Here is a 12,486-nt window from a genome sequence, read left to right as displayed (position 1 = left end):
CTCCTCAACTTCCTGATCCGAACGCGGTAGTTCGCTGGTCTCACCAACCAAACTGGCTTACTATGCCAGGTACCTAAAACGCTTTGTGAGTCACTCATGAGCAGAAAAAATAACAAAAATCTCAGCATTCTTCTTAAACTCACCACCTTTATTGCACCTTATAAATGGCGGGTTGCGGCGGCCTTAGTTGCCCTTGTCGCGACAGCAAGTTTGACGTTATCCGTTGGCTATGGAGTACGCATACTTATCGACCAAGGCTTTGCTCAGCAATCATTGCAAGAGCTTACCAATGCGATTCAGTTTATTGTCGGTGTCACATTGTGTATTGCCATTGGGACTTTCTTTCGCTTTTACCTTGTCTCTGCCGTAGGTGAGCGCGTTAGTGCGGATATTCGCCTTGCGGTGTTTAATCATGTGATTACGCTGCATCCGAGCTATTTTGAGACTAACAGTAGTGGCGACATAATGTCGCGCCTGACTACCGATACCACATTGCTGCAAAGCATTATTGGTTCATCGTTCTCGATGGCGATGCGTAGCGCTTTGATGTGTTTTGGTGCCATCATTATGTTATTCGCTACCAACGTTAAGCTCACGCTGATTGTGCTTGCTTCTGTGCCTTTGGTTTTGGTGCCAATTTTGTTTTATGGACGACGCGTGCGTGCTCTCTCTCGCCAAAGTCAGGACTCAATGGCCGATGTCGGAAGCTACGCTGGAGAAGCGATAGAACATATTAAAACCGTGCAAAGTTTTAGCTCAGAGTCGCATGAACGAGCGGCTTTCGCTGTCGAGGTGGAAAAAGCTTATGAAGTAGGCAGACAGAGAGTAAAGCAGCGAGCGATCCTGATATCAGGCGTTATTGTGATTGTGTTCAGCGCGATTTCAGGCATGCTTTGGATAGGCGGCAGCGATGTGATTCACGGAAAAATGTCTGCGGGTGACCTAGCCGCATTTGTGTTTTATGCCATTATGGTTGCCTCATCGACTGCAACCATTTCCGAAGTCATGGGTGAATTGCAAAGAGCCGCAGGTGCTACCGAACGGCTGATTGAGATCCTTCAAGTAGCCAGTGATATTAAAGCGCCAAGCAACCATTTGCCTGTCCGTGCCGACATGCCTGCTGAGGTTAACTTTAATTCGGTGAGTTTCAACTACCCTTCTCGCCCAAATCAACCAGCTATCAAAGAGTTAAATCTAACTGCTGAACAAGGAAAAGTGTTGGCGTTGGTCGGCCCTTCTGGTGCCGGTAAAACAACACTATTCGAACTGCTGCAACGCTTTTATGATCCGCAAAAAGGGCAAGTGTTGTTTGGTGGTGAAGATATTCGACAGTTCGATCCAAACGAGCTTCGACGTCAAATGGCGCTCGTACCACAACAACCAGCGCTGTTTAGCCATGATGTTTTCCATAATATTCGCTACGGTAATCCTGAAGCGACGGATGAACAAGTTATCGAAGCCGCGAAAAAAGCCCATGCCCATGAGTTTATTGAGAAGCTTCCCGAAGGCTATCACAGCTTTTTAGGGGAGCGCGGCGTTAGGCTATCGGGCGGACAAAAGCAGCGCATTGCGATTGCTCGCGCGATTCTAAAAGATCCAAAAATCTTACTGCTAGACGAAGCTACCAGCGCCCTTGATAGTGAAAGTGAACATCACGTTCAGCAAGCACTTGAAGCTCTAATGAAAGGACGCACAACGCTGATTATTGCTCATCGTCTTTCGACTATCCAACATGCGGATAAAATTGCGGTGCTCGACAATGGCGAATTAGTCGATGCTGGTAACCACCAATCATTAATGCAAAGCTGTGAGTTGTATCAGCGACTTGTGGCATTGCAATTTAAGCACTTGGAGTAACGCCTAGTTAAGCGCTCAAAAATAAGCAAAGGCGGACCAAATAATTTAATAACAGGAGTTTAACGATGTTTTTGTGTCAGTCCAGCGAGCCCTTGCGAGACTAGGAATCTAATAGCTGCGCTCTGAGTGGTTAATGAGATATTTTAGACCATGAAGAGCTAGGATAGAAGATCCCACATCATGTCCCATCGTCGCTGTACAAGGTGACGAAATACAAAAGATGCCACTCGCAGTTAAACGAGCGGCATTAAACCAAGCAGCTCGCCTTTTAACAAAGGAATTCCAGTAACCAGCGTATTCTCCCTTCAACTAGAAACACTCGTTCACAACCACCATATAAAACCCAATCAACTTCATTTGTAACAATTCAGGTTTCAAAAATAGGAAATCATTACTGAAAAAGTTTACCGCGTTTTGTGTTGCTATCTATGGTTACAATATTCGAGACATCAATGCCTTTAAACCAAGCAACACAAAAGCGGCACCGATATGAACAGCGAAGCGAAACAACTATTTTCTTATCTATGTCAGCGATACGATGCGCTTTCTCAAGAGCTTGAGTCTCGCCCTTTTCCTGAATTTTCTGAGACTATTACTCATCCTCTTGGGCACTGTTTAGTCCGTTGCCCAGCAGGTAGCCAACGCTTTTCTATTGTAGCAGTCAACTTTGCACCCTCCGTTCGCGGGCAAGGCGTGCTTACTGCATTTATCGACTACATCAAAAGCAATCCTTACCACTACCAAGGTGTTGAGGTTGCAATCATTGAAAACAAGAACTTAGCTAAACGGCTTTTGTCTCTTGGCTGGAAGTACAAGTCCCTGTTTGGCAAGATTTTCTTCGCTAGCAAGCCGACCCTAGTAAAGGACTTTCAGTCTGCGTAATAGTTATTACGAAACCGCATCGACATCCAAAGTAAAACCATCACTCAAAATCCGTAAGCATGTTGAAAAAAACTTGGCGATCTTCTGCAGTACTTCCTCGATGAGCAGTGTATTCAACGTGCGCGTCTGCACTGGCTTTTGGGGATAGATTGATGCCCCATAACGCATTAATTTGGTTTGGTACGATGGAATAACGCATATCAACAATTCGCATTTCATTATTCGGATCCGTCGCTACAAAACCGTTTGAAAACCAACGGAAACGTTCGATGTCTTTTGCTTGTTGCGATTGCGGGTTTAGCCACGGAAATTGCTCTTTTATATTTAACTTTGGAGTTGATTCGCCAGGGTAAATTTTTATTGAACGCCCCACCCTTACGGCATCTACATAGTAGCTCTCTTCCGTTTCATAAATTAGTTTCCAAACCAAAAGATTGCTGAAACTTGGTTTGGCTTTTAATTGTATAGCGTTGTGTTGTCGCTCTTTGACGATTTCCCAACCAGCTACTTCTGCTCTATCTCGTTGTATCGTTCCAAGACTTAGGTAAGCCAGGCACCATAAAAATGCAATGCGGGCATAGTTTGGGCTTCGCTTCAGTGCAACAAACAAAAGCAATATTAAAATAGGGAGTGTGAACGCGGGGTCGATTACCGAAATAGTGTTCCAAGCATAACGCGTGTTGCTTATCGGCCATAGAAGCTGTGTTCCATAACTGGTGCATGCGTCTAATAACGCATGGGTACTATAACCAAGCGCGCAGTAAAACCAACTCTGCCGGAAGCTTAGTCCTCGCTTTTTTGCGAACAATGGATACAACAACAAAGCACAAATGAAACTACCAAACGGGATAAACAAGAGCGAGTGAGTAAATTGGCGATGGTATTCCAAATACAGCAAAGGATCAGTTGAAGAACGGATTAGCACATCTAAATCCGGAGCCATCCCAGAGACCACGCCCAACACGCCAACAACTGCAAGGTTTCGCTTGTTGCTCACCGCCAGTGGCAAAGCTGCACCCAATAAACCTTGCGTTAACGGATCCATCGTTCACTTCCTTTAGATAGATGAAGCTCAGCTGGAAAGCGTACACGCTCAATAGTCGGTTCCAATTTAAAAACCAGAAGGTTCTTCGACATAAATTATCCGCATTTAAGTGGAAAATAATACACGACTTAGTCATGCATTTGCTTGTTTAGCAACAAACACCTTGATTTAGTGTAAGAAGGAATCACGCCGTTCGCTAGTGAACGAACAAATCTGAGTCTAGGCTTGTTTGGTATTTCAAACCCGAAGGTTTATCTGACGCGAAAAAACAAGGCGATCCAAATGGCTCGCCTTGTTTCTAATTTACTGAACGATAAACGACAGGTGTTTAGTCTTGAGGATTCTCTTTCGCGTTGATTTCAGCGTAAGTGTGCAGCAGCTCCGTCAATGTTTTTACCCACGCAAAAACATCCGAAGGTGCATTTTCGATTAGTTTTTCCACTAGCGCACAGTGTGTTTCTAGCGTGATGGCCTCTTCCAAACGGAATGAGATCGCGTAGAAATGCCAAAGCACCAATCGCGTCATTCGCTCGCTATTTTGCTTTGCGTTGTCTGAGTCATCAAACGCTTGTTGAATTTCACTCAGTGCGATTGCTGTCATGCGTAGCATTGCATCAAGACGTGCAGACAACATGCGGTCTTCACTATCCACTTCTTCTTGATCAAAAGTGAACAGCTCATTCATCACGTCTTCTGGCACCATTTTACTGATCATACGAGCACTAAACTCTTCCAGCTCATGGCGAGGCATAGTTACAAGACAATCGAAGGTGTAATCACGAAGCATAAAATCACTCTAGGTTAGAAATCAATTTCAGCCTCGCATTCTAAATATTGAAATTTCAATTGCCAGTGTTAATTTCTATCCATCTACGAAAAACTACAAAACACCGTTGATTGCAATACCAACACCAATCCGCTGCTGATTATGATCATAGTCGATCAAGCTCTTACCATAACCCGCTGAGTATTGTGCGTACCCCTGAACTTTGCCCCAAATCGGAAATGACACACCCAGTTCTGCAAAACCCTTATGTGTTTGAAAGTTCTGGCGACCTAAAAAGGTAAACTCGTAACCATTCCACTTGTAAGCACTCGATAGCTCAAAGTGTCCCATATAGTCTTCGATATCCGGGTTATCATCACCTTTGGGATCATTAGGCGATGTCTTTTCATCTTCAGGTATACGCCACCAAGGCTGGATAGAAACCGCAAAATTGTCTTTTGCAAAGGTTAAGTTGGCATAGACACGGTTCCAACTGCGCGATAGCTCCTGTCTCTGACCGTTAGACTCATGTTCAATACCAAAACCTAACCAAGTCGAACCATCAAGTGGTTTCCAGTCTGTTGGGGTGTAGTAAAAAAGCTCTGGACGATAATTGGTTTCACGGAATGGACGAGATGCTGCACCCGTGTATACCTGCCAAAATGATTTAAGAGTCATTCCAAAAAACAGACCATCTCCATCAAACAACAAGTCATCATAGTTCATTGGTACTTTAAAACTGATTTGGAACTCCGCCTCTTCCTTACGCAGTTCATCGCCGTATTTGGTGTCGGCATACGCGCGTTTATTTACACGATCACTGTATGTAAACGGAAGAATATAGTTAACGCGATGCGCGACTAGGCTAAACGGTTCGAACGCGTTTTCTCGTTCTGATTCCAAACGCTTGTCGACCAAACTTTCCTGAAGTTCTTCAGGCTCTTCAATTTCTGGATCTGCGGGCACTGTGCTGGTTACTGTGTCAAGCTCACACTGCGCGCGAATGCTCTTTATGGTTTCTTCACCTTTGCTTTGCTTTATTTTGTCTAGCAAACATAAATCATAAGCACTGGCTGTTTCTCCCATCGCAACTGGCGCTGCCAATAAACTCAGTATTGATATCCCTGCCACTTTTGAAGCCATCTGAAACCCTTAATATTCTTTATGTCAAACCAGATAATTTTAGTTTTTCTTGGTAAACCGCTTGCCATTCTGACGTTAAGGCAATGTTAAATGTCCGCCGACTTTACGTCTTGGATAAATGCAACAGACTTTAGACATATCGGTCAACTATGATCAAAGCGCAAAAAACAACCAAGAGTTGAGCATCATAGATAAAAACCACTCGTTTGCATGATGCTCATTTTATCTATGCAAAATACTGGCTCGTAACTTTGATTGCAAACCCGGCTATGAATAAACCCAAACCATAACCCAAATGCGCCAATGTGCTAAGAAAACGGGCTTTCCAAGGTGTTGGGGTTTTACTCGCAGCAAAACCAAATCCTAGACAAGGTTGAATGACCAAAAATGGGAAGATCAACGTTACCACGCCTGTAATTAAGCTGGGCATTAGACTGGGCTCTACCAACCAATGATGACCAAAAACAGTAACGTGAGCCAAAGCGAAAGTAACGCCGATGGCATAATGCAAAAACCAGCCAAGTGACTTTTCTCCCGGCATCGCCTCTGACGCCATAATTGGCGCATGCATAAGCTTTCCTTGGGGCATGTACAAAACCCAGCGCGCAACCAACGCATAGTTTAATGAAGGAATACCAAACACTCTCCTTTGTAACCATGCCCATAAATCCATTATCAAAGTGGCACCAATCCCTATTAGCACCGCTTGCAATCCCATTAAAAGCAGCATTTTTCTCTCCTCAAGTTTTTGATTTGTTAAGGTCTTAGTTGCATGCTACAACTTAAAGCCAACTTGAAGTCAATGGGGAATAATATGGATATTGCAGAAGTGGTTAGAAAATCAGGATTGCCGACTTCAACGCTCAGGTACTACGAACAGCTGGGGTTAATTCGCTCGATAGGAAGGAATGGATTGAGACGCCAATATTCACCAGAGGTACTCAATACACTCAATTTAATTAGTTTGGGGCGTATCGCTGGAATATCGCTTAACGAAATGGCAGAAATGTTGAATCAATCAGAAGTTTCAAAGCCATATATCGATCGTGACTTACTAACGAAAAAGGCACTTGAGATTGATGAGCAAATAAAACGTTTGAAAGCGGTGCGAGACAGCCTAAACCATGTTGCCACCTGCCCTCATGAGTCACATATGGACTGTTCTTCATTTCAAAGGCTTATGAAGGTCGTAAAGCGTTATGTCCCCCAAAAGCAGAGATAAACCGCTCTCCCTACCGTCCTATTCTTGATTTACAAGGAAGTAACTCGCGGTTGTGAGTTACTTCCTTTCATATTACTTAGCTTGCGATTTTACGTACTTCTTCACTTTTTTCATCGCCATTTTTTGCTTTAACGGTGAAAGGTAATCAATGAACAAGTTACCAGATAGGTGATCAATTTCGTGCTGCATCACAATCGCCAAGAACTCATCGCTCTCGATTGTAATCGGGTTGCCATCACGGTCTAGTGCAGAAACAACAACTGACGTGTAACGCTCTACATCTGCGTAGTACTCAGGAACAGATAGGCACCCTTCTTGACCAAGTGCTTTGTTTTCTCCGCTCACCACTTCTGGGTTAACCAAGATTAAAGGATCATTGCGTTCGTCAGAGATATCGATGACAACAACCGCCTCTTTTCTGCCTACTTGGGTTGAAGCTAAACCGATACCATTGCCCGTTGCGTAAAGTGTTTCTAGCATATCGTCTATCAGCGTTTGTACTGTCGATACATCAGTGACTTTTTCTGCTTTTACTTTAAGCCTTGGGTCTGGAATGGAGAGAATTTCGAGGACTGCCATACTTACCTTTCATATCTATAAATCGTAATTCGTGGCGAATTATACACACGTTTCTCGATACATAAACCTGCTAAGCTATCTTGCGCACAAGGCATAAACCATTAACTCAAACTACAACACAATAAATGGGTTTGCCTTTTAGATAAAAATCCTACATACAGGAAACTAAAACGCCAGCACATTATGGCTGACGTCTTGTCATGATCCTAATTGAATCGTTTGTTGTATTTTATCTACTGACTTTCCTTGGCTTTGAGTAATACTCTAATCGCCATTTTCTCACCACTTTTTAAAATTAAGTAGGCGATGCCAATCGTTATTAGCATTATGATAGCAATAAAAATACTTACCCCACCGAGCTCAGATAATAAATAAAACGGAGAAATATCTAACGACATTAAGATAAGAGAGAACACTACCAAACTTGCTAAAGTCCACAGTAAAACAGCATACCATCTTGTTTTTGATGGCATTACATCTCCAGTCTTGTAGCCGAAGTAATAACCAACACTCATGGCTGGGATTAACGTGCTAAGAAAGCCTGTACCACTCATTTCTATCCCAACAATATATTCAATGGCCAACAGCAATGCAGCCCAACAAACGGACGCCAGACACAACAGAGACGTAACAAGAAGTACCGATGGTGGCTGGTTTATTTCTGATTCTGAATAGTTATTTTTTAATTCCACTTTCATTTCCTTCCATTTATTTGAATAAAATAAGCGTTTTAGATCATGCTTCCGCTTGGACAACCTAGAGAAACAACACCACAAGAAATACAACTTGTAGCTTTTTAAATAGTTTTATTTTCATTTAACCTAGATTCCAACTAACTGTTATTTTTTAAAACTAAACCCTCTCTCTCAAATTGTATATTCAATAAGTTTACTCATATGGGCCCAGTGCAACCATGTTAATACGTTCTATGTATCAGAAACAATTCATTTATTTCCAATGACACTAGTGAGACTATGCGACGTGATTGGAATCTCACTTAAGTTTTCATGGACCTATCGCGCTGAAAATTGAATCCTCTACCTGTCATAAAATAAAAAGCCGTCAAAACCAGTGGTTCTGACGGCTTTTTATAAGCGCCCAGGGGTCATTACCTACACAATTACTGCTTGAAGCTTATCTAGTGACAGACCTAGATAGCTAATAGTCATCCTTGCTATCGGAGGACTTTATTGGCTTTTACGCGGACTTTAACTAACACATCACCATCGACCAACCTAAGGTCGAATATTGGTGAATGTCGCGGTGGCGACTCCATCACTTTGTGACGACAACGATTTTACGTCTGCGCTAAAGTAATACGGATTAAGTGGCATTTTATTCTCTGCTGGTCGCGCGTAGTAAAGCTTGGCGGGCTGTTTTGCCATTTGTTGCGCGTACAAATACCCGACCAACGCATGTTCAAACTGGTGGTAACCATTTCCCCAATGGAACGCTTTGGTTGATTTAGGACTCAGACCGACTCCTCCATATTGATGATCCACCCATACGTCCATAAAAGTGGGTAACGTGTATTGAAGCGTTTCTTTCATCGAACCATCGACAAGAGAAACTGTCATCGCCGCTTGATCGAGTTCTGCCCATTCCCAAGACGAGCTATAGTGCTTGTATGGTCTTGATTGCCAAGCAGGAATGCTCTCTTGTGCCCATTTACTCTGCCATTCTGGTGAGAAAAGTGCTTTGACTTGCTCAAAGTTTTGCTGATATTGCGCTTGCTTAAGCGTGTGTTTCATTCCTTTGAAACCAAACTCTGTCCAATTGGAATTTTCCAACAACTGACCAGTGAGATACGTCATCCAATACGCTTTGATGGTGTGTCCAAAATCATTGTGTTTCGCATCTGGCATCATTACCGCTTTGTGGTGTATCGCGCCATAAAAGCGCTGCTCTTTGACGGAATGGTAGTTATCTAGCATCACTTTCGTCAGCCATTGCAGATCTTGCTTCCACTTGGCTTGCGCTGGCGCTGGTAAAAGTGGCGCCGTTAACAACAGATAGCCATTGATCTGGTCAAGTTGAGCGACTAGCTCTTGCTGCTTCGCACTTTCCCCATCACCGTCTTTCAAAACCCAAGCCAGACCGCGATCATCGCTTCGTCGGTATTGTTTAAATATAAACGCTTGCTGGTCGATGAGCGCTTGTTCGACCTTTGGATCTTGAGTCAAGTAGTAGTACATCGCCAAACCCACCAAGGCGTAAGCTTGGTCTTGAGAAGTTCGTTGTTGCCACTCCATCCCCGGTTTCCCACTACGCGTAAAGCTCACAAAGCCGCCGTTTTTCTCATCTTGTAGATGATCAATCAGGTAATAAGCCCCTTTCTTTGCCAGCTCTAATGCTTGCTTGTCACCCGTAAGATGAAAAAGCACGCCATAAGCGTAAGTTTGGCGCGATTTCATGCGGGTGTATTCGCGATCGAAGTGCGGGCTAATCCACCCTTTGTTTAATTCTCCACACGGCTTTTGTGGGTCGAGAATGACACCGTTATCACAACGAAAAGTCGGAAAATTCCCCGCAGGTTGTCCATGCGCGCTTTCCATCATCCAATATGGGGCTAGGCCATTCGTCACATGGTTTAACCAATCATCCCCCGAAGGCAGGCCTACATCAGCAAAGCTGCTCATGCTCGTCGTTGCGAGCAATAAGGTAAGATATTTAAAAGACATAACACTCAATTAAGTTATTGAATTTTATCCAGTATAAATAACTCCCTTTACGCATATTGTTGTCGTGCTCACAATCGCCTTACGCATTTGTTTGCATCAATCATCTTTCAGCCTTGTTCGATGACTGAGCCGAGAATAAACGCTACTCTGTCTTCGACTGACATTTTGGGCACTTCGATCAATTGATAACCAAATTTGTGATAAGCGTTGACCATCTGTTGATACGTAGCCACCGCTTCAGAAAAATCTTGCTTTCGCTCTTCGTCGTTGCTGAATATCGACGTCCACGGTGGAAAAATGAATACTTGAGAATGATAACGAAGCGTCTGGCAATGCGTGATGAGCTCATGCGAGATTGGCAGTTGTTCCAACTTACTGTAGCCATATACGTCCACAATACTGCGATCAAAAAACACATTCCCTTGGTGGACATTGAAAGCTCGGTAATTGCTCACTTCTGCCTTCATCATTTCGTCTCGAAAAGCTTGTTTGTCATTCCAAGGTAATGCTGAACCGTGATTGGCAACCTGCGTTTGTATTATTTGACGGCCGGTTTCTGGCGCGCAGATAAAACCTTGTGTTTTTAGCTGTTCGATTACCGAAGTTTTCCCTGCACCGGGACCACCAGAGAATACGATAAGTTTATTCAAAATCTTTTCCTTATTTTTTGTTTGAGTGAAGTAATGCGTGTACAGCCAAGAAAATGGGCATCATCTGGCGTTTGAAATTGGCATTTGGCACGCCAGCGTTAAGCGAGATCGGTAGTGGGAAATTTGGGGAATAGAACTGGGCAGTGAAGAGATATACAAAGTAAGAACCGAAACGACGTGTTCATCGGTTATGGAAAACGGAGGAATGCTGAGTGAAGCAAGCTCGCCCAAAATACTGGGTTGGGAAATGGTGCGATTGGTTCTGCTAGTTAACGCGTCAATTGGATATTTATATCAAGAAAATGGCACCTAAGCCTAAGAACGCAAAGAAACCAACGACATCGGTAACGGTCGTCAATACTACCGAGCCAGCCACGGCGGGGTCAATGTTAAACTTTTTCAACGTGAATGGTATCAACGTACCCGATGCCGCGGCCGCCAAACTATTGAGGAAAATGGCACAGCAAATAATAAGCGCCAATGGCAAAGAGTCAAACACCATGTAAACGACACCCGCGATCACCAATCCCATAATTAAACCATTAATGGTGGCGATTTTTAATTCCTTATTCACCAATAGCTTCAAGTTACTTTGGTGCAAGTGGTTTAGTGCGATACCTCGAATGGCCACCGCTAAGGTTTGGCTACCCGCGATGCCGCCCATACTCGCCACAACGGGCATTAAGATCGCAAGCGCAACGACTTGCTCGACCACATTATCAAAAAGCCCAATGATGGCGGAGGCTACGAAAGCGGTCAGCAAGTTAATCACCAACCAAAGTGCTCTTAGCCTTGTCGCCACGCTTAATGGTGTGAACAAATCTTCTTCGCTTCGTACGTTTTCTGCCACTACAGCTTGTAGGCTGAGTTCGCGCAACGTAATCGCAATGGTCGCCATCGACAAGACGCCCATAATTTTGCCACCAGCCATGATAGGAAACCAATGTGCTCCACCATCAATCGAGACTTGTTTGCTGACGCTTTGAATCGTTTGAATATCTTCTAGAATTGGCGTAACTACGGTCAAGTCGGTAAGTTTGATATGATTTTCGTGCAGCAACAGGGTATGCGGCTCTATCGTACCAATCACACCACTTGCATCACGCACAATAATCAACCGCACAGGACTTTGCCCGCGTTTTAGCAGCTCGGTTTTGATGCCTCCTACGCTGTTTTTAGGGTTTGCGACCAGAAAGTGAGGCTCGGCATAACGTCCAACTTTGTTGTCTTCATACGACAATGCTTGTTGGATATGCGCGACCGACTCTTCACTTTGGTCGATAAGGTACTCATCCACAAACTCGGTCGGTAGAAAGTCTGCAAAGATGATCAGTTCCGAATCCGTGATGTACGCTAAGCGTTCATGTTGCAGCTCTTTGTTGAGTGATTGATGAATGTGCTTGGCGGTGTCGTATCGCAGCAAATTTAATACCGTCCAGTACTTCTCTGGCGGCACTACTTCTATGACACGCTTACGGTAAGCAATGTTGACCGATTCCAAAATGTTCGCAATCTGTGCTTCTTGATAGTCTTTCAAAAAGCTCAAGTCTTCGGTCGATTCTATCGCTTTAATGATCTCAGCAAGCAAATGTGGCACTTTGCGGTTAATTTGCAATTGGTTGGAATCTATCATTACTTTTACCTATAGCTTTCACTACCAC

Annotated in this window: 12 protein-coding genes; 3 read left to right on the top strand and 9 right to left on the bottom strand. The window is 43.8% G+C overall.

What is annotated here, in order from left to right:
- Positions 1–96 precede the first annotated feature (96 nt).
- Both UQW94_RS01025 and UQW94_RS01020 read left to right on the top strand, forming a co-directional pair.
- Positions 97–1,857 carry an ABC transporter ATP-binding protein/permease gene (locus tag UQW94_RS01025; RefSeq protein WP_322141916.1) on the top strand — a complete coding sequence of 587 codons (1,761 nt, stop codon included), beginning with the start codon at positions 97–99 and terminating at the stop codon, positions 1,855–1,857.
- A gap of 489 nt (positions 1,858–2,346) precedes the next feature.
- Positions 2,347–2,739 carry a hypothetical protein gene (locus UQW94_RS01020; protein WP_005376463.1) on the top strand — a complete coding sequence of 131 codons (393 nt, stop codon included), beginning with the start codon at positions 2,347–2,349 and terminating at the stop codon, positions 2,737–2,739.
- A gap of 40 nt (positions 2,740–2,779) precedes the next feature.
- Here UQW94_RS01020 and UQW94_RS01015 read toward each other — a convergent pair whose 3' ends face one another.
- The 4 genes from UQW94_RS01015 to UQW94_RS01000 form a co-directional block, all read right to left on the bottom strand.
- Complete coding sequence (locus UQW94_RS01015; RefSeq protein WP_258515529.1) at positions 2,780–3,784, bottom strand: metal-dependent hydrolase; 1,005 nt, start codon at positions 3,782–3,784, stop codon at positions 2,780–2,782.
- 328 nt (positions 3,785–4,112) lie between these two features.
- Positions 4,113–4,571: a hypothetical protein gene (locus UQW94_RS01010; protein ID WP_005388759.1), complete on the bottom strand. Its 459-nt coding sequence runs from the start codon at positions 4,569–4,571 to the stop codon at positions 4,113–4,115.
- Positions 4,572–4,664: 93 nt separating this feature from the next.
- A complete protein-coding gene (locus UQW94_RS01005; protein WP_017820977.1) occupies positions 4,665–5,693 on the bottom strand; it encodes a phospholipase A in 1,029 nt (342 codons plus the stop codon).
- Positions 5,694–5,919: 226 nt separating this feature from the next.
- Entirely contained in the window at positions 5,920–6,423 is a 504-nt protein-coding gene (locus tag UQW94_RS01000) for a DUF2938 domain-containing protein (RefSeq protein WP_005376471.1), read from the bottom strand.
- A gap of 84 nt (positions 6,424–6,507) precedes the next feature.
- Here UQW94_RS01000 and UQW94_RS00995 point away from each other — a divergent pair, with 84 nt between their 5' ends.
- On the top strand, positions 6,508–6,915 hold the full coding sequence (locus tag UQW94_RS00995; protein ID WP_021707542.1) for a helix-turn-helix domain-containing protein: 408 nt from the start codon (positions 6,508–6,510) through the stop codon (positions 6,913–6,915).
- A gap of 72 nt (positions 6,916–6,987) precedes the next feature.
- On the opposite strand, the gene def is transcribed toward UQW94_RS00995, so the two are convergent.
- From def to UQW94_RS00970, 5 genes are all read right to left on the bottom strand, one after another.
- A complete protein-coding gene (def, locus tag UQW94_RS00990; protein ID WP_005388756.1) occupies positions 6,988–7,494 on the bottom strand; it encodes a peptide deformylase in 507 nt (168 codons plus the stop codon).
- 233 nt (positions 7,495–7,727) lie between these two features.
- Entirely contained in the window at positions 7,728–8,192 is a 465-nt protein-coding gene (locus UQW94_RS00985) for an ABZJ_00895 family protein (protein WP_017635325.1), read from the bottom strand.
- A gap of 537 nt (positions 8,193–8,729) precedes the next feature.
- Positions 8,730–10,175, bottom strand: a complete 1,446-nt coding sequence (locus UQW94_RS00980) for an AGE family epimerase/isomerase (protein WP_085569062.1) — start codon at positions 10,173–10,175, stop codon at positions 8,730–8,732.
- A 107-nt stretch (positions 10,176–10,282) separates the two neighbouring features.
- A complete protein-coding gene (locus UQW94_RS00975) occupies positions 10,283–10,825 on the bottom strand; it encodes an AAA family ATPase (RefSeq protein ID WP_170960430.1) in 543 nt (180 codons plus the stop codon).
- A 289-nt stretch (positions 10,826–11,114) separates the two neighbouring features.
- Positions 11,115–12,458: a magnesium transporter gene (locus UQW94_RS00970; RefSeq protein WP_054577843.1), complete on the bottom strand. Its 1,344-nt coding sequence runs from the start codon at positions 12,456–12,458 to the stop codon at positions 11,115–11,117.
- Between the last annotated feature and the right edge of the window lie 28 nt (positions 12,459–12,486).

Source organism: Vibrio sp. PBL-C16 (assembly GCF_034321865.1).
GTDB classification, from domain to species: Bacteria; Pseudomonadota; Gammaproteobacteria; order Enterobacterales; family Vibrionaceae; genus Vibrio; species Vibrio alginolyticus.
The sequence above is the reverse complement of the archived record's forward strand: the minus strand, read 5'-3'. Positions and strand labels throughout refer to the sequence as shown.

Excerpts from the sequence above, each read along its gene's own strand:
- UQW94_RS01025 (WP_322141916.1), top strand. The coding sequence starts at position 97 with ATGAGCAGAAAAAATAACAAAAATCTCAGCATTCTTCTTAAACTCACC.
- UQW94_RS01020 (WP_005376463.1), top strand. The coding sequence starts at position 2,347 with ATGAACAGCGAAGCGAAACAACTATTTTCTTATCTATGTCAGCGATAC.
- UQW94_RS01015 (WP_258515529.1), bottom strand. The coding sequence starts at position 3,784 with ATGGATCCGTTAACGCAAGGTTTATTGGGTGCAGCTTTGCCACTGGCG.
- UQW94_RS01010 (WP_005388759.1), bottom strand. The coding sequence starts at position 4,571 with ATGCTTCGTGATTACACCTTCGATTGTCTTGTAACTATGCCTCGCCAT.
- UQW94_RS01005 (WP_017820977.1), bottom strand. The coding sequence starts at position 5,693 with ATGGCTTCAAAAGTGGCAGGGATATCAATACTGAGTTTATTGGCAGCG.
- UQW94_RS01000 (WP_005376471.1), bottom strand. The coding sequence starts at position 6,423 with ATGCTGCTTTTAATGGGATTGCAAGCGGTGCTAATAGGGATTGGTGCC.
- UQW94_RS00995 (WP_021707542.1), top strand. The coding sequence starts at position 6,508 with ATGGATATTGCAGAAGTGGTTAGAAAATCAGGATTGCCGACTTCAACG.
- def (WP_005388756.1), bottom strand. The coding sequence starts at position 7,494 with ATGGCAGTCCTCGAAATTCTCTCCATTCCAGACCCAAGGCTTAAAGTA.
- UQW94_RS00985 (WP_017635325.1), bottom strand. The coding sequence starts at position 8,192 with ATGAAAGTGGAATTAAAAAATAACTATTCAGAATCAGAAATAAACCAG.
- UQW94_RS00980 (WP_085569062.1), bottom strand. The coding sequence starts at position 10,175 with ATGTCTTTTAAATATCTTACCTTATTGCTCGCAACGACGAGCATGAGC.
- UQW94_RS00970 (WP_054577843.1), bottom strand. The coding sequence starts at position 12,458 with ATGATAGATTCCAACCAATTGCAAATTAACCGCAAAGTGCCACATTTG.